Source organism: Streptomyces rapamycinicus NRRL 5491, assembly GCF_024298965.1.
In the GTDB taxonomy this organism is placed as follows: Bacteria; Actinomycetota; Actinomycetes; order Streptomycetales; family Streptomycetaceae; genus Streptomyces; species Streptomyces rapamycinicus.
In genome coordinates this window covers 6176507-6196211 of the sequence record NZ_CP085193.1, presented here as the reverse complement: position 1 = coordinate 6196211, position 19705 = coordinate 6176507, and the positions used below count along the sequence as shown (strand labels likewise).

General features: G+C 72.4%; 17 protein-coding genes. 12 read left to right on the top strand and 5 right to left on the bottom strand.

The features are described from left to right. Window positions 1–134: 134 nt before the first annotated feature. The gene (locus LIV37_RS25930) at window positions 135–809 is read right to left on the bottom strand and encodes a bifunctional DNA primase/polymerase (RefSeq protein ID WP_020870058.1); all 675 of its coding nucleotides are present in this window, start codon (window positions 807–809) and stop codon (window positions 135–137) included. Between the two features lie 581 nt (window positions 810–1390). Between LIV37_RS25930 and LIV37_RS25925 the strand changes: the two genes are divergently transcribed. Next, window positions 1391–3043 (top strand): GAF domain-containing SpoIIE family protein phosphatase, encoded by a 1653-nt coding sequence (locus tag LIV37_RS25925; RefSeq protein ID WP_121824504.1) that lies wholly within the window; start codon window positions 1391–1393, stop codon window positions 3041–3043. A 204-nt stretch (window positions 3044–3247) separates the two neighbouring features. Then, window positions 3248–4744 (top strand): aminopeptidase P family protein, encoded by a 1497-nt coding sequence (locus tag LIV37_RS25920; protein WP_121824505.1) that lies wholly within the window; start codon window positions 3248–3250, stop codon window positions 4742–4744. 79 nt (window positions 4745–4823) lie between these two features. On the opposite strand, the gene LIV37_RS25915 is transcribed toward LIV37_RS25920, so the two are convergent. Then, complete coding sequence (locus LIV37_RS25915) at window positions 4824–5333, bottom strand: carboxymuconolactone decarboxylase family protein (RefSeq protein ID WP_020870055.1); 510 nt, start codon at window positions 5331–5333, stop codon at window positions 4824–4826. A gap of 122 nt (window positions 5334–5455) precedes the next feature. Between LIV37_RS25915 and pdxR the strand changes: the two genes are divergently transcribed. Beyond that, complete coding sequence (gene pdxR, locus LIV37_RS25910) at window positions 5456–6931, top strand: MocR-like pyridoxine biosynthesis transcription factor PdxR (RefSeq protein WP_121824506.1); 1476 nt, start codon at window positions 5456–5458, stop codon at window positions 6929–6931. 106 nt (window positions 6932–7037) lie between these two features. On the opposite strand, the gene LIV37_RS25905 is transcribed toward pdxR, so the two are convergent. Beyond that, window positions 7038–7541, bottom strand: a complete 504-nt coding sequence (locus LIV37_RS25905) for an ATP-binding protein (RefSeq protein ID WP_121824507.1) — start codon at window positions 7539–7541, stop codon at window positions 7038–7040. Between the two features lie 200 nt (window positions 7542–7741). Between LIV37_RS25905 and LIV37_RS25900 the strand changes: the two genes are divergently transcribed. The 9 genes from LIV37_RS25900 to LIV37_RS25860 all read left to right on the top strand — a co-directional run bounded on the left by LIV37_RS25900 (window position 7742) and on the right by LIV37_RS25860 (window position 17840). Then, window positions 7742–8560 (top strand): hypothetical protein, encoded by an 819-nt coding sequence (locus tag LIV37_RS25900; RefSeq protein WP_121824508.1) that lies wholly within the window; start codon window positions 7742–7744, stop codon window positions 8558–8560. A gap of 96 nt (window positions 8561–8656) precedes the next feature. Then, the gene (locus LIV37_RS25895) at window positions 8657–9403 is read left to right on the top strand and encodes a YcnI family copper-binding membrane protein (RefSeq protein ID WP_020870051.1); all 747 of its coding nucleotides are present in this window, start codon (window positions 8657–8659) and stop codon (window positions 9401–9403) included. Window positions 9404–9544: 141 nt separating this feature from the next. After that, entirely contained in the window at window positions 9545–10204 is a 660-nt protein-coding gene (locus LIV37_RS25890) for an SCO family protein (protein ID WP_020870050.1), read from the top strand. Beyond that, entirely contained in the window at window positions 10201–10704 is a 504-nt protein-coding gene (locus LIV37_RS25885) for a copper chaperone PCu(A)C (protein WP_020870049.1), read from the top strand. The genes LIV37_RS25890 and LIV37_RS25885 overlap by 4 nt, the downstream gene beginning before the upstream one ends. Window positions 10705–10710: 6 nt before the next feature. Next, complete coding sequence (locus tag LIV37_RS25880) at window positions 10711–12834, top strand: copper resistance CopC/CopD family protein (protein ID WP_020870048.1); 2124 nt, start codon at window positions 10711–10713, stop codon at window positions 12832–12834. Next, window positions 12831–14072 (top strand): iron uptake transporter deferrochelatase/peroxidase subunit, encoded by a 1242-nt coding sequence (efeB, locus tag LIV37_RS25875; RefSeq protein ID WP_020870047.1) that lies wholly within the window; start codon window positions 12831–12833, stop codon window positions 14070–14072. The genes LIV37_RS25880 and efeB overlap by 4 nt, the downstream gene beginning before the upstream one ends. Window positions 14073–14200: 128 nt before the next feature. Further along, window positions 14201–15136, top strand: coding sequence for a prephenate dehydratase (pheA, locus tag LIV37_RS25870; RefSeq protein ID WP_020870046.1), 936 nt, complete (start codon window positions 14201–14203; stop codon window positions 15134–15136). Window positions 15137–15735: 599 nt separating this feature from the next. Then, window positions 15736–17013: a serine--tRNA ligase gene (gene serS / locus LIV37_RS25865; protein WP_121824509.1), complete on the top strand. Its 1278-nt coding sequence runs from the start codon at window positions 15736–15738 to the stop codon at window positions 17011–17013. Continuing rightward, window positions 17010–17840 (top strand): HAD family hydrolase, encoded by an 831-nt coding sequence (locus LIV37_RS25860; protein WP_020870044.1) that lies wholly within the window; start codon window positions 17010–17012, stop codon window positions 17838–17840. The genes serS and LIV37_RS25860 overlap by 4 nt, the downstream gene beginning before the upstream one ends. 106 nt (window positions 17841–17946) lie before the next feature. Here the strand turns inward: LIV37_RS25860 and LIV37_RS25855 are convergent, their stop codons facing one another. Further along, window positions 17947–18396 (bottom strand): phospholipase, encoded by a 450-nt coding sequence (locus LIV37_RS25855; RefSeq protein ID WP_020870043.1) that lies wholly within the window; start codon window positions 18394–18396, stop codon window positions 17947–17949. A gap of 180 nt (window positions 18397–18576) precedes the next feature. Further along, window positions 18577–19602, bottom strand: coding sequence for an Lrp/AsnC family transcriptional regulator (locus LIV37_RS25850; RefSeq protein WP_020870042.1), 1026 nt, complete (start codon window positions 19600–19602; stop codon window positions 18577–18579). Window positions 19603–19705 lie beyond the last annotated feature (103 nt).

Sequence of the window (19705 nt, the reverse complement as noted above, 5' to 3'; positions counted from 1 at the left end):
GCCCCAGAGCCAGGACGGGCTCGGAGGCCAGGAAGTCGCCTCCCCGGCCTCCGAGCCCTCACACACCCGCGAGCGTCGCGCTCAGCGGTCCGCCGCGCTCAGCGGCCCCCGAACCCCCGCACCCGGGGCCCGCCTCAGTAGGCGAGCCGACTGCCTCCGTCGGGCGCGCTGGTGCTGGCCTCGACCAAGGCGTTCACCACCGTGGCCACCTGGGGCAGCCAGGGCCGCCCGGAGCGGCGCAGCGGCGGACGCTCCCAGCGCACCCGCCCGGAGCCGGTCTGCGACGGCGGCAGGACGACATAGCCGCCCTCGCCGTGGAACCGCAGCGAGCTGGGCACCCAGTCCTGCTGGCTCAGCAGTTCGCCGAGGTCTTCGAGGGAGTACGGCTCCACCAGCAGCGACCAGCGGGTGGGCGTGGCGACCACCGGGCCGAGCCGCACACGCGCCCGGTCGAAGACCGCCAGCGCCCGCGCCCCGGCGACAGCGGGCAGGCTCACCGCGCAGGGCGCGTGGCCGCCGGTGGCCAGCAGGAGGGGCGCGGAGGGCCGGTTGCCCCACCACCAGCGCACCATGCGCGCGTCCGTGGTGGCGGCGAGGAGAACCGGGTCGAACGGATGTCCACCCGGAACCGCACATTCCGGGTCGGGGCAGCCGCACACTCGCGGCCGTCCGCCGCCGGACCGGAGTCCGACGCCAGGGACCACGGGCCACTGCCACTCGGTGGCGCAGGTGAGCGCCGCGCGCAGCAGCGGCGATCGCGCGCCGCGCCGCAGCGAGAACTTGCGTCGCCTTCCGAGGATCTCGCGCATGAGCGCTCGTTCCTTTCCGTTAACGCCGAGGGCTGTCCGTCGCACTACATCGCACTTCAGATGGCACTTCACTTGGACTTACGTGGCGCTGTCCGGCATCGTTCGGCCCGTCACAGCAGGTGGATCACAAGTCACTGCGCGTACAAGGCAGCGCATCACGCCGCGGGCCGAGCGTGGAACGTGGCGAGGGGTGGCGCGCGCATGGCGCTTGCCGTCCGGTTGGTGCCTTCCTCGCCACTCGGGGATGGGCGCGGCCGTTGTGGTCTATGACGCCTGGACCGGCCGCGGGGTTCCGGGGCGATCCGAACTGCCCCTGCCCCTTCTCCGATGTGTACCCGCCGCGGTGGAGACGACGCGCTGTCGAACGACGTCAGTCGACCTCGAAGGGACAGCCTAACGACTTTTTTTCGGCCAAGTTCAATTCCCCCCAGACACCAACAAGACCACCGGGACAATGCTGGACATCGCATCTGCGCTCCGTGTACATCTGGAGACAGTAGCGGCACAGTAGCGGCGCAGCACGACAGGGGGTTTGCGATGCTATTGAGCGAGCCGGACCCGGCGGGTGAAGGCAGCGGCCCATGAACTCGCCCCAGGCGCCGAAAGTGGCTGGAATCGATCCTTCCCTCCCCTCGCCCACGCAAACTGCCGACCCCGTCACACCGCCCCTGGCCGCGCCCAACTCCGGTGTCCAGGACCGGCTGGCGGGCTGGGTCTCGGACCTCACCACCCTTCACGAGCTCACCGAGCGGCTGGTCCGGACCGGCACCCTCGACGAGGCGCTGCGCGAACTGCTGCGCGCGGGCGCGTCCCTGGTCGGCGCCCGGCGCGGACTGGTGGCGCTCGAACCGGCCGACGGGCTCGGCCCAGTGATCACCGTGGGGCTCGGTCTCGGCCACGCCGACCTCGGCCAGATCGAGACCATCCCGCGCGGCTCCGCCTCCGCCGGCCATCTCCTGGACGGGCTGCCCGAGCCGGGCGGCGAGCGGCGCGCCGATGTGACCCACCCCGATATCGCCAGTGAGGCCGACCTCGACCCGCGCCACCGCGAGGTGGCCGCGCGGCTCGGCTTCTCCGCGAGCTACGCCGTGCCGTTGGACCCGTTCCACGCCGCCCCCCGCGCCACGCCCGGCCTTTCCGCCATCCCCGCGCCCGCCCCCGGCACGGACGGCACCGGCCCCGGCTCCCCGGCGGGCGCGGGCGACCACCCGGCCCCCGGCGTCCCCGGCCCCGGCCCCGGAGCGACGAGCGTCACCGACGCCCCGCGCCTCCCCGAAACCGGCCACGGGCGCGATACCGCACCGGCCGCGGCCGTCACGCCTTCGCCCGGCCTTGCGGCCGCCATGGGCGCCGGCGGCCCCTCCGGGCGGCTCGGCGGAGCCGCCTGGCTCTACGACGAGCCCGCCGAGCCCGCGGAGCGCCAGCGCCATCTCGTGGGCCTGTACTGCCAGTACGCCGCCGCCCACATCGCCCGGCTGATCGAGCTCTCCCGCGCCCGCGCCGCCGTCGCGACCGTCCAGGAGGAGCTGCTGCCCACCCGGCTGCCCCGCGTCCCCGGGGTGCGCCTGGCCGTCCGCCACCACCCCGGTCCGCGCGGCGGCGGGGACTGGTACGACGCGCTGCCGCTGCCGGACGGGGCGCTCGGGCTCTCGGTGGGCGGGGTCTCCGGCTCCGGGCCGAGCGCCGTGGTCGCGATGGGGCGGCTGCGGGCCTCGCTGCGGGCGTACGCGGTGATGGAGGGCGAGGACCCGGTCGCCGTACTGTCCGACCTGGAGCTGCTGCTGCGGCTCACCGAGCCCGCCCGCTCCGCGACCGCTCTCTTCGCCTACTGCGAGCCCGGGACGCGCAAGGTGGTGCTGGCCGGGGCCGGGCACTGCCCGCCGCTGCTCACCGGGGAGCGGCGCACCGAGTTCGTGGAGACCACCCTGTCCGCGCCGCTGGGGATGCTCTCGTGCTGGGAGGCGCCCAGCGTGGAGGTCGCGCCGTCCTCCGGAGAGACCCTCCTCTTCTACAGCGACGGGCTGCTCCACCGCACCGGGGAGCCGATGGACCGGGCCTTCGCCCGGCTGCACACGGCCGCCGCGAGCGCCCCCAAGGGCGTCCGCGGCGACCCGGACGCCTTCGCCGACCATGTGCTCCGTACGGTGCTCCCCGACGGTCCGGCGACCGCCGTGGGGCGGCCCTCGGAGGACGGCACCGAGGACCTCGTCCTGCTGGTGGCGCACTTCGACTGAGGCAGGGCCGATGAGGCGTGGCCCACGTCGGCTGACGCGTGGCCCACGTCGACTGGCGCGCGGCCTACGTCGGCTGGCGAGGGACCCACGTCGAGTGATGCGCGGCCTCCTTACGGGCACGGCTCGAGCGGGACCACGGCCCCCGCTGGAGCCGTGGTCGCCCGGCGCCTCGGGCCCTCCCGGCCATCAGGCCCCGCACATACGATGGGAGGGGTCCAGTTCGAGGAGGAAGACGTGACCGAGGAGCCCACTTCCGAAGCCCCGGAGACCCCGGAAGGCGAGGAGCCCATCAAGCAGCGGAAGAACGGCCTGTACCCAGGCGTTTCCGACGAGCTCGCCGCGAGCATGCAGTCCGGCTGGGCGGACACCGAACAGCACGACCTGGAGCCCCTCGCACAGGCTCCGCACACCGCCCGCCGCCGCGCCGCGCTCTCCGCGCGCTTCCCCGGCGATCGTCTGGTCATCCCCGCGGGCAATCTCCGCACGCGCTCCAACGACACGGACTACAGCTTCCGCGCCTCGACCGAGTACGCGTACCTCACCGGCGACCAGACCGAGGACGGTGTGCTGGTGCTGGAGCCCGAGGCGGGCGGCGGCCACACCGCGACGCTGTATCTGCTGCCGCGCTCCGACCGGGAGAACGGCGAGTTCTGGCTGGACGGCCAGGGCGAGTTGTGGGTCGGCCGCCGGCTCAGCCTTACGGAGGCCGAGAAGCGGCTGGGCCTGCCCGCCAGGGACGTCCGCAAGCTGGCCGACGAGCTCCGGGACGCCACCGGCCCGGTCCGTATCGTGCGCGGTCATGACGCCGGTCTTGAGGCCGCCCTGACCGACAAGGTCACCAGGGAGCGCGACGAGGAGCTGCGGGTCTTCCTCAGCGAGCAGCGCCTGGTCAAGGACGAGTTCGAGATCGGGCAGCTGCAGGCGGCGGTCGACTCGACGGCCCGCGGCTTCGAGGACGTCGTCAAGGTTCTGGACAAGGCGCGGGCGACTTCGGAGCGCTATATCGAAGGAACGTTCTTCCTTCGGGCCCGGGTCGAGGGCAACGACGTCGGCTACGGCACCATCGCCGCCGCGGGCCCGCACGCCACCACCCTGCACTGGGTGCGCAACGACGGCCCGGTCCGCTCCGGCGATCTGCTCCTGCTGGACGCGGGCGTGGAGACCACCACCCTCTACACCGCCGATGTGACCCGTACCCTGCCGGTGAACGGCACCTACAGCCCGCTGCAGCGCAAGGTCTACGAGGCGGTCTACGAGGCCCAGGAGGCGGGCATCGCCGCGGTCCGGCCGGGTGCGAAGTACCGCGACTTCCACGACGCCGCCCAGCACGTCCTCGCCACCAAACTCGTCGAGTGGGGCCTGGTCGAGGGCCCGGTGGAGCGGGTGCTGGAGCTGGGGCTGCAGCGCCGCTGGACGCTGCACGGCACCGGCCACATGCTCGGCATGGACGTCCACGACTGCGCCGCGGCCCGCACCGAGACCTACGTGGACGGCACCCTGGAGCCCGGCATGTGCCTGACGGTCGAGCCAGGGCTGTACTTCCAGCCCGACGACCTGACCGTGCCGGAGGAGTACCGGGGCATCGGCGTCCGGATCGAGGACGACATCCTGGTGACGGAGGACGGCAACCGCGTGCTGTCGGCCGCGCTGCCGCGGACCGCCGATGACGTCGAGGCGTGGATGGCCCGCCTCACCGGCTGAGGCGGCCACACAGCGGCGGCTCATCGCCTGATCGTGTGGGGCCCGTGTGGAGCGGCGGCCGCCGCTCCACACGGTGCGCTCAGTTCTGCCCCGGCACCTTACGGGTGGTCACGGCGATCCGGTTCCAGGAGTTGATCGTGAAAATGAGGGCGATGAGCTGGGCCAGCTCCCGCTCCTCGAAATGCCGGGCGGCCCGCTCGTAGACCTCGTCCGGGACGCCGCCGGGCAGCAGCGTGACCGCCTCGGTGAGCGCGAGGGCGGCCTGCTCCTTCTCGGTGTAGAACCCGGCCTCCCCGGCCTCCTCCCAGACCCCCACCAGGGCGATGCGCTCCTTGCTCTCGCCCGCCTCATGGGCGTCGGTAGTGTGCATATGGAGGCAGTAGGCGCAGTGGTTGAGCTGGGAGGAGCGGATCTGCACCAGCTCCACCAGGGCCGGGTCCAGGCCCTCGCGGGCGGCCGCGTCCAGGCTGATCAGCGCCTTGAACGCCTTGGGGGCGGCCTTCGCGAAGTCGACCCGCCCGGTCGTCCGCCGCGCCGCCGTCTGTGCCGCCGTCGCGGGCTGTGCTGCCGTCGCGGGCTGCGTCGCCATCGCGGGCTGTGCCGCCGTCTCTGTCGTCGCCGTCTGTGCCGGTGTCGCCGTCTGTGCCGGTGTCGAAGTCATCACGGGAATGAAATTAGGCCGCTAAGCGACCCTCTGTAGGGTGCATTTCCATGGCGGATTCATGGGTCAATTCGGCGGAGATCCTCGGCAGTGACCTCCATCTGGAGCTGACCCGCGCGGGCAGCCGCAGGACCGCCCTGATGGCCGCGCTGCGCGAGGCCGTCCGGGACGGGCGGCTCGCCCCGGACACCCGGCTGCCGCCTTACCGTTCCCTCGCCGCCGACCTGGGCATCGCCCGGAACACGGTCGCCGACGCCTACGCCGAGCTGGTCGCCGAGGGCTGGCTCACCGCCCGCCAGGGCTCCGGGACCCGGGTCGCGCCCCGCCCCGCGTCGCCCCCGCCCCGGCGGCGCGCGCCCGGCCGGGAGCGCGGCGGGCGGCCGTCCGGGGCGACCGGTGGCCGCCGCGGGCCCCGGCCCGCCCCGCGCCCGGCACACAACCTGCTCCAGGGCCAGCCCGACGCCGCCTCCTTCCCCCGCACCGCCTGGCTCGCCTCGGCCCGCCGCGCCCTGGCCGCCGCGCCCCACGAGGCGTTCGGCCCCGGGGATCCGCGCGGCCGCCCGGAGCTGCGCCGCGCCCTGGCCGACTACCTCGCCCGCGTCCGCGGCGTACGCGCCGACCCCGAGCGGATCGTCGTCTGCGCGGGCTTCGCGCACGCGGTACGGCTGCTGAGCGACACCCGGCTGCTGCGGCCCCGGATGGCCGTCGAGTCATACGGCCTGGCCTTCCACCGCTCGCTGCTGAGATCGGCCGGGATCCGTACGGTCCCGCTCCCGCTGGACGCCGATGGCGCCCTTACGGGGGGACTGGCCGACCTCGACGGCGTACGGGCGGCCCTGCTCACCCCCGCCCACCAGTTCCCCACCGGCGGTCCGCTGCACCCCGAGCGGCGGGCCGCGGCCGTCGCCTGGGCGCGGGAGAGCGGCGGTCTGGTGCTGGAGGACGACTACGACGGGGAGTTCCGCTACGACCGCCGTCCGGTGGGCGCCGTCCAGGGCCTCGACCCCGACCGGGTGCTCTACCTCGGCTCGGTCAGCAAGAGCCTCTCCCCGGCGCTGCGGCTGGGCTGGATGGTGCTGCCGGACCATCTGGTCGACGGCCTGCTGGCCACCAAGGGGGAGCGCGAGGGATGGACCGGCGTCCTCGACCAGCTGACCCTCGCGGACTTCATCGAATCGGGCGGCTACGACCGCCATGTGCGCCGCATGCGCCAGCAGTACCGCCGTCGGCGGGATCAGCTCGTCGCCGCCCTCGCCGAACGCGCGCCCCATATCCGCGTCTCGGGGATCGCGGCCGGTCTGCACGCGGTGCTGGAGCTGCCGCCCGGCACCGAGCGGTCCGCCCTGCGCGCCGCCGCCTGGCAGGGGCTGGCGCTCGACGGGCTCGGCGGCTACCGCCACCCGGACGCCACCGCACCCCACCGCGACGGGCTCGTGGTGGGCTACGCGACCCCGCCCGAGCACTCGTTCGCGGGGGCGCTGGACGCGCTGTGCCGCGCCCTGCCGCCCGGACAGACGGCCACCTGACGTTGGGGCGGCTCCCTGGCGTTCAGGCGGTCGCCTGGCGTTCAGACGGCTCCCTGACGTTCAGACGGGTGCCCGACGTTCAGGCGGCTCCCTGACGTTCAGACGGTTATGACGCCCTCAGCAGCGCTCCTTCACGCCACTTGAGAATCTTGTCGAAGCTCACCACCACCCCGCCGCGCCCCGGACGGTCGCGGTAGCGGACATGGTCGGTGAGGGCCTCGATGAGAAAGAGCCCCCGTCCGTGCTCCGCCTGTGGCGGGGCCGGACTGCGCGGCTGCTGTGGTCTCGGCGCGCCCGCCGGACGCCGCTCGTTCCGGGTGCGGGCCTCGCGGCGGACGGTGCCGCGTCCGGCGAAGCCGGGACCGGAGTCGGTGACCTCGATACGGCAGGTGTCGCCGTCGATATAGGCCGTGACTCGATAATCCCCGCCCGTGCCGTCGCGACCCCCGTGCTCCACCGCGTTCGCACACGCCTCGGAGAGGGCGACCGACAGATCGTAGGAGATCTCCGGATCCACTCCGGCCGTCTCCATGGTGCCGAGGAGCAGTCGTCGTGCGAGCGGAACGCTCGCCGCCTCGCGGGGCAAATGGAGTGACCACCAGATGCTCATGCTCCAGCCTCCCGGCCGCGGCTCGACATACCGTTACGTATTGCCTGGGTCCATGGTCCGTAAGCGTGTTATTGACGTGACTCCGCTCATTCAGCGGACGCGCTCGATGCACGAACCGGTGTATGGCCTGTCCTGGTGTGCGCCGGTACGCCCCACCCGCCGTGGGGAACGCGTCCACCCAGTGGGATGATGGCGCGGCCATGGCTTCCCCTGTCGCCCGTGCCGGCGCCGATCTGCGAATGCTGCGGGCCGCGGTCTTCACCGCGGTCTGCGTCGTGCTGTCCGCGACGGGGCATGTGCTGGGCTCCTGCGCCACCGTGCCGCTGTGGACGCTGGGCGTGGGCTGCGCGGCGATGTTCACGGTGGCGCTGTCGCTGGCCGGGCGGGAGCGGTCGCTGCCCGGGATCGCGGCCGTGCTGGCCGTCGGGCAGCTGGCGCTGCACGCGCTCTTCGCGCTCGGGCAGGACCGGGCCGCGGCGGCCGAGGAGGCCGCCCATCGGGCCGACGCCGCCCAGGGCCATGTGATCGGCCTGGCCGCCAGGCTGCTGTGCGCTTCGGGCCCCGGACGGCTCGACGCCGCGGCGGCCCATCGGATCGTCGCCCACGCGGGCATCGACCCGTCCGCGACGCACGGCGGCCCGCACGCCATGCCGGCGTCCACCGCCCCGGCAGGGCGGGCGGCCGGGATGGAGAGCCTGCTGCCGTCGCTGCCCATGGCCCTGGGCCATCTGCTCGCCGCGCTGGCCATCGGCTGGCTGCTGCGCCGGGGCGAGATGGCCGTATGGCGGGCGGTGCGACTGTCGGTGGACGGCGCCCGGGGGGTCGCGGAGGCCGCGCTCGTACGGGCGCTGCGCGCCGCCCTGAGGCTCGTACGGGTGCTCCTGGCCCCTTCGCAGGCGCCTTACGGCGGGCCGTGCCGTCCGTGCCCGGCCGAGCGGGACGAGGGCGGGACGACGGCCCTCGTCCTCCAGCACAGCGTGATCAGGCGGGGACCGCCGGTCTGCGACCTCGCGGCCTGACCGACGCGACGCTCCTCCAGCGGGACCGGAGGGCGGCCGCGACGTCGCCGCACACGCGCCCACCCATCTGATCATTCCTGTTCCTGGAGTGTTGACATGAACGCCATGCGTCTCCGCCGTCTGCCGGTCCTCGGCGCCCTCACCGCGGGCGGCCTGGTGCTGCTCACCGCGGGCCCGGCCTTCGCACACGTGAGCGTGCAGCCCGGCCAGGCCGAGAAGGGCGGCTACAGCACCATCAACTTCAAGGTGCCCAACGAGCGCGACGACTCCTCCACCGTCAAGCTCGAGGTGACCCTCCCCGCCGACCACCCGCTCGCCTCGGTGATGCCCCAGCCGGTGCCCGGCTGGGACGTCAAGGTCACCAAGTCCAAGCTCCCCAAGCCCCTGGAGATGCACGGCGAGAAGATCACCGAGGCGGTCACCAAGGTCACCTGGACCGGCGGCAAGATCGAGCCGGGGATGTTCCAGCAGTTCCCGCTCTCGGTCGGCCAGCTGCCCGACGACGCCGACCAGCTCGCCTTCAAGGCCCTCCAGACGTACGACAACAAGGAGGTCGTGCGCTGGATCGAGGAGCCCAAGGAGGGTGCCGCCGAGCCCGAGAACCCGGCTCCGGTGCTCAAGCTGGTCGCCCCGGCCGAGGGCTCGGACGGCGACGCCGCCGCGGCGTCCGGACAGGACAAGGGCTCCGAGAAGGCCGGAGCGGAGAATTCCGCCTCCAAGGACGCCTCGGACGACGAGGACGGCAGCGACACCACCGCCCGGGTGCTGGGCATCGCGGGCATCGTCGTCGGCGCCGCCGGTGTCGTCTTCGGCGTGGTCGCCAGCCGCCGCCGCTCCGCCTGACCGCCGACCACTCGACCGTATGCGCGTGACCGCCGGTGAGCACGGTCCTGAACCGACCGCGTGACCCCGGCGGGGGTGGCGGGCCCTCGTGCCCGCCGCCCCCCACGCCACCGATCCACCCCCTCCTGGGAGAACAGCTCCATGCGCACCAAAATCCTGGCCACCGCCATCGTCGCCGCCGCCGCGCTCACCCTCAGCGCCTGTGGCGGTTCGGACGACGGGGGCAAGGGCGACAACGCCGCCGCCGAGGTCAAGGGCGGCCAGAGGTCGGGGCAGGCCATCGTCCTCGACCAGGCGAAGGCCAAGCCGGACCTCGTCCTCACCGGCACCGACGGCAAGAAGTACGACCTGCTGAAGGAGACCGAGGGCCGGCCCACCCTGCTCTTCTTCGGCTACACCCACTGCCCGGACGTCTGCCCGCTGACCATGAGCAACGTCGGCCTCGCCGTGAAGAAGCTCCCCAAGGCCGAGCGGGAGAAGCTGCGGGTCGTCTTCGTCAGCACCGATCCCGCCCGCGACACCCCCAAGCGGATCCGCTCCTGGCTGGACGCCCAGGGCGGCACCGACTTCGTCGGCCTGACCGGCGACTTCAACACCATCGAGGCCGCCGCGCGGCCGCTGGGCATCTTCATCGAGAAGCCGAAGAAGGAGAAGGACGGCAGCATCACCGTCAGCCACGGCGCCGAGGTGATCGGCTTCTCGCCCAAGGACGACAAGGGCCACTGGATCTACACGACGGAGGCCACGGCGGACCGTTACGCCAAGGATCTGCCAAAGATCATCGAGGGGCGGAACCCGTGACGGCGACCGGCCCCGGCATCCGTAAGGCGGCCGCCGTAGTCCTCACCGTCAGTCTGTCCGCCGCGCTCACCGCCTGCGGGAGCGACGACAGCGGCGGCGGGGACGGCGGGAACCACGCGGGCCACAAGGGCGCCCCGAAGCTGTCCGTGAGCGGTGCCTATGTCTCGCAGCCGCCCATGGACGACATGGCGGCGGGCTACCTGGCCGTACGGAACGCCGGTGGCGGCGCCGACGAGCTCACGTCCGTCACCACCCCGCTCGCCTCCGAGGTCACCCTGCACACCACCAAGGGCAACCGGATGAAGCAGGTGAGCTCGCTCGATGTCCCGGCCGACGGCCGGCTCGAGCTGACCAGCGGCGGAGATCATCTGATGCTGACAAACCTCACCCACCGGCCGAAGGTCGGTGAGAGGGTCAGCTTCACCCTCCACTTCGCCACCTCCGACCCCATCGAGATCAAAGTCCCGGTCGAGCCGACGACGTACCGCCCCAAGGACTGACGCCCGATGCCCTCTCCGACCTCCCTGGCCCCCGCCGGACCCACCGCGACTCCCACCCGGACCACCGCGACCGCCCGGCGGCTGATGGCGATCTGCGGCACCCTGCTCGCCGCGCTGCTGTGCGCGCTGAGCGTGGGCGCGAACTCCGCGTCCGCGCATGCCGCGCTCACCTCGACCGACCCCGCCGACGGCTCGGTGGTGAAGACCGCCCCCAGGGAGGTCACGCTGAACTTCTCGGAGGGCGTGCTGCTCTCCGGCGACTCGGTGCGCGTGCTCGACCCCAAGGGCAAGCGCGTGGACACCGGGAAGACCGCCCATGTCGACGGCAAGTCGTCGACCGCCGCCGCCGGGCTGCACTCCGGGCTGCCGGACGGCACCTACACGGTGGCGTGGAAGGCGGTCTCGGAGGACAGCCACCCGGTGAGCGGCGCGTTCACCTTCTCCATCGGCGCCCCGTCCAAGACCAAGGCCAAGGTGCCCACGGGCGAGGCGTCCGACACCACCGTCAGCACGCTCTACGGGATCGGCCGGTACGCCGCCTACGGCGGCTTCGCGGCGCTCGTGGGCGGCTGTGTGTTCGCCGGGGTCTGCCGGTCCTCGCGCCCGGTGCGGAAGATCGCCGTGGGCGGCTGGGTGACGGTCTTCACGGCCAGCCTGCTGCTGTTGCTGCTGCGCGGGCCGTACACCGACGGCGAGGGGATCGGCGGGCTCCTCGACCTCGGCAGGCTGGGCGATGTGCTGTCCACCAAGCCGGGCGCGGCGCTGCTCTCCCGGCTGCTGCTGCTCGGCGCGGCGGCGGTCTTCCTGGCCGTCCTCTTCGGCTCGTACACCCGGCGCACCGGGGAGGGGGAGGCGGACGCGCGGCGCCGCCAGGACCTCGCCTTCGGGCTCGGCTTCGGCGGCACGGTGATGACGGTGGGACTCGCCGCGACCTGGGCGATGGCCGAGCACGCCTCGGTGGGCCTGCAGCGGCAGCTGGCCATGCCGGTGGACGTGATCCATCTGATCGCGGTCGGGGTCTGGCTGGGCGGTCTGGCCTCGCTCGCGGTGACGCTCCGGGCGGGCGAGCCGATCGAGCGGGCGGCCGTGCGCCGCTTCTCACGGCTGGCCTTCGGCTCGGTCGTCGCCCTGGTGGTCACCGGGCTGTACCAGTCGTGGCGGCAGGTGGGCTCCTGGGGCGCGCTGACCGACACCGAGTACGGGCGATGGCTGCTGGTCAAGGTGGGTCTGGTGGCGGTGCTCGTGGGCATCGCGGCCATCTCGCGCCGCTGGACCGGGCGCCTTACGGATGTCACGGAGGCGGCTGGGGCCGAGGCGGAGAAGGACTTGGCGGTCGAGGCGGAGAGCGATGCCGAGACCGACGTCGAGACCGATGCCGAAGCCACGGCCGACACGGCCAAGGCCGGGACCAAGGCAGCGGTGAAGGCCGCGCGGCCGGTACGTACCGGTGCGGCCGACGCGGCGGTCGACACCCCCGCCGAGGCCGAAACCGAGCCCGGTGACGGTACCGGCGACGACTCCGGTACCGGCGCCGCCGCCGATGACGACCCCGTACGCACCGCCCAGCTCGCCCGTCAGCGGGCCGCCAAGGACAGGACCGCCACGCTGCGGGAGCGCGACGCCGACCGCGAGCGCAGCGGGCTGCGCCGCTCGGTGCTGGCCGAGACCATCGTGGCCGTCGTGCTGCTCGCGGTGGCCACCGTGCTCAGCGGCACCCAGCCCGGCCGGGCCGAGACCGAGCAGGCAAGCGCTCCGGCCGCCAAGCCCGGCGACCAGCTGAACGTCGACCCGGTGAGCGTGCTGATCCCCTACGACACGGGCCCCAAGAGCGGACGCGGCAAGGCCGTGGTGATGATCGACCCCGCTCTGCCGGGTGACAACACGCTGCACGTCTTCACCACCGACCTGGCCGACCGTCCCGTGGACGTGCCCGAGGTCAAGCTGTCGCTGACGCTCAAGGGCAAGGGGATCGGGCCACTGCGCATCCCGCTCGAGCGCCTCTCGACCGGGCACTGGAGCGCCAAGACCGTCCAGCTCCCCATGGCGGGCACCTGGCAGCTCTCCCTGACCGTACGAACCTCCGACATCGACCAGGTGACGGAGACCAGGAACGTGAAAGTCGCTCAATGACCACAGAGCAACCACCCTCGTCCGGCATCTCCCGGCGGCGTCTGCTGGGCTCGGCGGGCGCCGCCGGAGCGGCCGGACTGGTCGCCGGCGGAGCCGCCGGAGCCTACGCGTCCGAGGCGACGCGGGAGGCCCCCGCGCCCCTCAGCTCGCTGGGCGCGACCGCCGTGCCCTTCCACGGCAGGCGCCAGGCGGGCATCACCACCCCCCTCCAGGCCCACGGCCATCTCCTCGCCTTCGACCTGGCGCCCGGTGCGAACCGTAAGGCGGCCGCCGCACTGCTGCGCCGCTGGTCTCGGACGGCCAAGGAGCTGATGGCGGGCGAGGCCCCACCGGATGACACCGGGATCGCGCTCGACGCCGGTCCCTCGTCCCTTACGGTCACCTTCGGCTTCGGCCGGACCTTCTTCGGCAAGGCGGGGGTCGAGGACCGGCTGCCGGAGGCGCTCGCCCCGCTCCCCGACTTCGTCTCGGACGCGCTCGACCCCAAGCGCAGCAACGGCGATCTGTGGATCCAGATCGCCGCCGACGACGCGCTGGTCGCCTTCCACGCGCTGCGCGCCCTGCAGCGCGAGGCCGCGGACACGGCCCGGCTGCGCTGGCAGATGAACGGCTTCAACCGGTCCCCCGGCGCCACCGGCCGCCCCATGACCACCCGCAACCTCATGGGCCAGATCGACGGCACCAACAACCCCAAGCCGACCGACGACGACTTCGAGCGGCGGATCTTCGTACCGGAGAGGGGCGAGCCCGCATGGATGGCGGGCGGTTCCTACGCGGTCGTCCGGCGCGTCCGGATGCTGCTGGACTCCTGGGACCACCTCTCCCTGGAGCGGCAGGAGAAGGTGGTCGGCCGCCGCAAGTCCGACGGCGCCCCGCTGTCCGGCGGCACCGAGACCACCCCGGTTCAGCTCGACAAGGTCGACAGGAACGGTGCCCTGGCCATCGCGGGCGCCGCCCACGTACGGGTCGCGGCGCCCGCGTCCAACCAGGGCGCCGCGATGCTGCGCAGGCCCTTCTCGTACCACGACGGCTTCCGCGACGACGGGGCGCCGGACGCCGGGCTGCTTTTCATCGCCTGGCAGGCGGACCCGATGAAGGGGTTCGTGCCGGTGCAGCGGAAGCTGGACCTGGGCGACGATCTGTCGCGGTTCCTGCGGCACGAGGCCAGCGCGCTGTTCGCGGTGCCTCCTGGCTGCGCCCCGGGGGAGTACGTGGGTCAGGCACTCTTGGAGGCATAGGAAAGGGGACGAGCCGCCCCGCGGCATCGCGTCCAAGGGTGTCCATATGGGTGTCCACCATGCGGGGCGGAGGCCCCGGCCGACGCGGGTATCGTGGCGGTCTCGTCTGATCACAGGGAGCGACCGTGATGTCGGCCAGCCGCTATGCCTACCTCGGGCCCGAGGGCACCTTCACCGAGGCCGCGCTGCGGTCCATGCCGGAGGCCGCCACCCGGGAGCTGGTGCCGATGGTCTCCGTGCCGGTGGCCCTCGACGCGGTGCGCTCCGGAGCCGCGGCGGCCGCCCTGGTGCCCATCGAGAACTCGGTCGAGGGCGGGGTCACCGCGACCCTCGACGAGCTCGCCACCGGCGAACCGCTGATGATCTACCGCGAGGTGCTGCTGTCGATCAGCTTCGCGCTGCTGGTCCGGCCGGGCACCGCGATCACGGACATCAAGACGGTGACCGGGCATCCGGTGTCCCAGCCCCAGGTGCGCAACTGGCTGGCGGCGAACCTCCCGGACGCCCGATGGGAGTCGGCCGCCTCGAACGCGGACGGCGCGCGGCTGGTGCAGGAGGGGCGGTACGACGCGGCGTTCGCGGGCGAGTTCGCGGCGTCCAGGTACGGTCTCGACCCGCTGGTCACCGACATCCACGACGCGCAGAACGCGATGACCCGCTTCGTGCTGGCCGGACGCCCGGCCCGGCCCGCCGCCCGGACGGGCGCGGACAAGACCTCCGTGGTGATCTGGCTCGGTGACGACCACCCGGGCGCGCTGCTGGAGCTGCTCCAGGAGTTCTCCGCGCGCGGGGTCAACATGATGCGGATCGAGTCACGCCCGACCGGCGAGGGCATCGGCCGCTACTGCTTCTCGGTGGACTGTGAGGGGCACATCTCCGACCGGCGGGTCGGCTCGGCCCTGATGGGGCTGAAGCGGATCTGCCCGAAGGTGCGGTTCCTGGGCTCGTACCCCCGGGCGGGTGTGACGGCCGACGACATGGCGTCGCTGCGGCACGGGACGTCGGACGAGGCGTTCACGGAGGCGGCGGAGTGGCTGGCCCGCTGCCAGGACGGCCGGGCCTGAGCCGGACCCGCGCCTGACCCGGACCCGCGCCTGAGCGGCCCCGGAGCGGTCCCGGACCCACGCCGGAGCGCGTCAACACAATCGCTGCGGAAAAGTTATCCACAGGCAGACGCCTCGCGCTGGGGATAAGTCGACATCATCAATCCGGCACACCGGGCACATCGCAACACTCTTCGCGTTTATCTCCATCGACGGACATCACTCACTTGTCACCTCAATTCGCTCGACCAACTCTTTGGAGTGAGGGATTCCTCTCTTGAGGAGTGTGTGAACGCGGTTTGATAGGGGAATCCATCGCCGAGCATCTGGGCGCCCTCAACGATCACTGCGACATCCACAGATCTCACACACAGCCTGTGGATAACTTCGGGGATTCCCCCCAGGCCTGTGGACAACCAACCCCCAACTCACCCCGCACGCAAGGGAAGAAGGTCGACTCGGCGCCGCCTCTTTGCCCCTTTTCGGGGAATGCGGAAGCATTCCTTGACGGTGGCCGTCACAGGAATTCCCCGGTTTACCCACAGCCCCAAAAGGGGGCAAAATAGGACGCAAAGGAATATCGCGTCGAGCACCCGAGGTCACACCGGTAACCTGGGGGGGTGATTGACCTTCGCCTGCTCCGTGAGGACCCCGATCGTGTGCGCGCCTCCCAGCGCGCTCGTGGAGAGGACGTCGGCATCGTCGACGCGCTCCTGACCGCCGACGAGCGGCGCAGGTCCTCCAGTGTCCGCTTCGACGAGCTTCGTGCCGAGCAGAAGGCGCTCGGCAAGCTCATCCCCAAGGCCTCCGGCGACGAGAAGGCCGAGCTGCTGAAGAAGGCGGGCGAGCTCTCCGCCGCCGTCAAGGCGGCCGACGCCGAGCAGGACGTGGCCGCCGAGGAGACCCAGCGGCTCCTGCTCCAGCTGGGCAATCTGGTCCACTCCGAGGTCCCGGTCGGCGGCGAGGACGACTTCGCCGTCCTGGAGACCGTCGGCACCCCGCGCGACTTCGAGGCCGAGGGCTTCGCGCCCAAGGACCACCTGGAGCTCGGCGAGCTGCTCGGCGCGATCGACACCGAGCGCGGCGCCAAGGTCTCCGGCTCCCGCTTCTACTACCTGACCGGCATCGGCGCCCTGCTGGAGTTCGCACTGGTGAACGCGGCGATGGCACAGGCCACCGCGGCGGGCTTCACCCCGATGCTCACCCCGGCGCTGGTCAAGCCGAAGGCCATGGAGGGCACCGGCTTCCTCGGCCAGGCCGCCGAGGACGTCTACCACCTCGACAAGGACGACCTCTTCCTGGTGGGCACCTCCGAGGTGCCGCTGGCCGCGTACCACATGGACGAGATCCTGGAGGCGGACCAGCTGCCGCGGCGCTACGCCGGGTTCTCCTCCTGCTTCCGCCGTGAGGCCGGGTCGTACGGCAAGGACACCCGGGGGATCTTCCGGGTGCACCAGTTCGACAAGGTCGAGATGTTCGTCTACACGACGCCGGAGGAGGCCGAGACCGAGCACCAGCGGCTGCTGGAGTGGGAGAAGCAGTGGCTGACCTCGCTGGAGCTGCCGTTCCGGGTGGTCGACCTGGCCTCGGGTGACCTGGGCTCGTCGGCGACGCGGAAGTTCGACTGCGAGGCGTGGATCCCGACTCAGGGCAAGTACCGCGAGCTGACCTCGACCTCCAACACCACCGAGTTCCAGTCGCGCCGGCTGTCGATCCGGATGCGCGAGGGCAAGCGGGTCCGCCCCCTGGCCACGCTCAACGGCACGCTGTGCGCGGTCACCCGTACCATCGTCGCGATCCTCGAGAACCACCAGCGGGCCGACGGCTCGGTGCGGGTGCCCGAGGCACTGCGGCCATTCCTCGGCGGACGCGAGGTCCTGGAACCGGTCGCACGGTGAGCGGCGGCGACGTCCTTCCGTACCGCCTGGTCGCGACCGATCTCGACGGGACGCTGCTGCGCCCCGACCACACCGTCTCGGCGCGCACCCGTGACGCGCTCGCCGCGGCCACCGCGGCGGGCGCCGCCCACATCGTGGTCACCGGGCGGACCGTCCCGGTGGCCCGGCACATACTCGACGACCTCGACTACGAGGGGCTCGCGGTGTGCGGCCAGGGCGCCCAGCTCTACCACGCGGGCGAGCACCGGCTGCTGACCTCCGTCACGCTGGACCGCCAGGTGGCGCTGCTGGCGCTGGAGAAGATCGAGGCGGAGATCGGCCCGCTGTTCCTGGCCGCGGCCCGCGACGGACTGGACGGCGAGGTGCTGTTCGGCGACGGGTACCGGATGGACCACGAGGGGATGTCCCTGGTGCCGTTCACCGAGCCGGCCGAGCTGTGGTCGGAGCCCATCAGCAAGCTCTACATCCAGCACGCCGAGCTGGGCGACGACGCGCTCGCGGACGCCGCCCGGACGGCCGCCGGGGGCCTGGTCGGGGTGACGATGGCCGGCACCGGGCTGGTGGAGCTGCTGCCGCTGGGGCTGACGAAGGCCACGGGCCTTTCGATGGCCGCGCGCCGGCTGGGGATGACCGCGGAGGACGCGATCGCCTTCGGCGACATGCCCAATGACATCCCGATGTTCGGCTGGGCCGAGCACGCGGTCGCGATGGCGAACGCGCACCAGGACCTCAAGGCCGTCGCCGACGAGGTCACCGCGTCCAACACGGAGGACGGCATCGCCGTGGTGCTGGAGCGGCTCTTCCCGTCGGCGGCGACGAGCGGCTGAACCGGCCGGACGCCGGTGCGGCCGCCTCGGCGGACCGCCCGGCATCCGGGCTCGGCCGCGGGGATGGTCGGCCCGCGGCGGGGATGGTCAACCTGCGGCGGAATGGTCAGCCGAAGACCTTGACCGCCTGGTAGTACGTCCAGGCCGTGCCGTCGCACGACGTCTTGGTGGCACCGCTGTAGGCGCTGCACACCCGCTTCAGGTCCTCGTAGAAGGCGCTGTCGATGCGCGCCTTGTTGGCGTCGAAGATGCCCATCGCCTTGTGGTTGCGGTAGCCGAAGTCGTGCCGGGCGCAGGCGGTCTGGAAGGGGAAGCCGAACGGGTTGTCGGGGGAGCTGCTGCAGTAGTCGGTGGACCAGTCGAACTGGTAGGAGGCCCAGGCGCCCTGGTTGTTCCGCGCCGCGAGCCAGGTGTTGTAGCTGCTGGCGCTGGTCTGGGTCCAGCTGGCGAGGACCTGCTGCTTGTCCGCGGGGACCGCCTGGGCGGGTGCGGCCAGGGCGATGGTGGCGGCCGCGGTGACGGCTGTGGCGGCGAGACTCGTGACGAGACGACGCATTCGGGGTTCCCTCCGTTTTCACTCCTGACACCCCCTCAAAGGCTCGTGACCAAGGGAGGGGGCGGCGCGGTGTGATCCAGCGCACGCCAAGAGTTCGCCAGGTCCCTGACAACCGTCAAGATCTACATCGACGTAGAGATGAACAGAGTTCGACCACCAGAGTTTCGGAGTTTCCTCCAACTACCGCTGCGGAACGGGCCGTTCAGGAGCCCGCCAGGGCACCCGGGAGGGAGAGGTGAGCAGCGGCCCCGGGCCCTTGACCCGACGGAGGATCGGGGTGGTCTCCATGTCCCGCACGGAGGTCAGCTCGGCGATCCGGGTCGTCAGATAGGTGTAGAGGGCCGGGACATCGGCGCAGACCACGGTCGCCAGCAGGTTCTTCGTTCCGGTGGTCGCACATGCGAACGCCACCTCGGGGTGGTTCGCGAGCGTCTGCCCGGTGGCGGCGAGCTCCGACGGCCGTACCGACAGCCATATCGCGGTGGTGATGCCCTGGCTGAACAGCCGGTGGGAGTAGTCGACATCGAAGTACAGGGTGCCGTCGGCGCGCAGATCGGCCAGCCGGCGGCGCACCGTGGACTGCGACCAGCCGGTGGCGGCGGCCAGTTCGGCCAGCGGCGCCCGTCCGTCCCCGGCGAGGACGTCCAGCAGCTTGCGGTCCCCGGCGCTCACCGGTCCGCGCGGGCCCTTCGGCCGGTCCGCGGCGGGCGTGCGCAGCCGAGCGATCTGCTCGGCCGTCAGCGCGTCGGACTTGTTGACCAGGCTCTGCTCCCCGCCGAAGTACTCGTGCAGCACGCAGTGCGCGCTCACCCCCACCACCCGTGGGGTCTGCGGGAGTTTGCGCAGCAGCAGGGCGTCGCTGTCCTGGCCGGACGCCGCCCGCGTCGACGCGGCGACCTCGGTGCCGTCGGAGAGCACATACACCCAGGAGGTGTCCGGCCGCCGGGCCATCGCCTCGGCCACCGGCAGGGCGGCGTCCGGCAGGCACCGCACCCGTACCATCCAGACCACATCGCCGACCGCCGCCGGGTCGGTGAGCCCCAGCACCCGGATCGCTCCGGTCGTCCGCAGCCGGGTGTAGCGGCGGGCCACGGTCTGGTCGGAGACGCCCAGCACCTCGGCGAGCCGGCTGAAGGGGGCCCGGCCGTCGAGCTGGAGGGCGTGCACCAGCGCCCGGTCCAGATCGTCGTACGCGTCGGATTCCACCGCACCAAGCTAGCGGCTGTCGGATATCGCCGCCGGGTCGGGGGCCGGCTGGGAGAACCTGTCGGGTCGGGGCGACCGTAAGAGCCGCGGGAACCGCCCTCGG

Coding starts and splice junctions, on each gene's coding strand:
- LIV37_RS25930 (WP_020870058.1), bottom strand. CDS start 809: ATGCGCGAGATCCTCGGAAGGCGACGCAAGTTCTCGCTGCGGCGCGGC.
- LIV37_RS25925 (WP_121824504.1), top strand. CDS start 1,391: ATGAACTCGCCCCAGGCGCCGAAAGTGGCTGGAATCGATCCTTCCCTC.
- LIV37_RS25920 (WP_121824505.1), top strand. CDS start 3,248: ATGGGAGGGGTCCAGTTCGAGGAGGAAGACGTGACCGAGGAGCCCACT.
- LIV37_RS25915 (WP_020870055.1), bottom strand. CDS start 5,333: ATGGCGACGCAGCCCGCGACGGCAGCACAGCCCGCGACGGCGGCACAG.
- pdxR (WP_121824506.1), top strand. CDS start 5,456: ATGGCGGATTCATGGGTCAATTCGGCGGAGATCCTCGGCAGTGACCTC.
- LIV37_RS25905 (WP_121824507.1), bottom strand. CDS start 7,541: ATGAGCATCTGGTGGTCACTCCATTTGCCCCGCGAGGCGGCGAGCGTT.
- LIV37_RS25900 (WP_121824508.1), top strand. CDS start 7,742: ATGGCTTCCCCTGTCGCCCGTGCCGGCGCCGATCTGCGAATGCTGCGG.
- LIV37_RS25895 (WP_020870051.1), top strand. CDS start 8,657: ATGAACGCCATGCGTCTCCGCCGTCTGCCGGTCCTCGGCGCCCTCACC.
- LIV37_RS25890 (WP_020870050.1), top strand. CDS start 9,545: ATGCGCACCAAAATCCTGGCCACCGCCATCGTCGCCGCCGCCGCGCTC.
- LIV37_RS25880 (WP_020870048.1), top strand. CDS start 10,711: ATGCCCTCTCCGACCTCCCTGGCCCCCGCCGGACCCACCGCGACTCCC.
- efeB (WP_020870047.1), top strand. CDS start 12,831: ATGACCACAGAGCAACCACCCTCGTCCGGCATCTCCCGGCGGCGTCTG.
- pheA (WP_020870046.1), top strand. CDS start 14,201: ATGTCGGCCAGCCGCTATGCCTACCTCGGGCCCGAGGGCACCTTCACC.
- LIV37_RS25855 (WP_020870043.1), bottom strand. CDS start 18,396: ATGCGTCGTCTCGTCACGAGTCTCGCCGCCACAGCCGTCACCGCGGCC.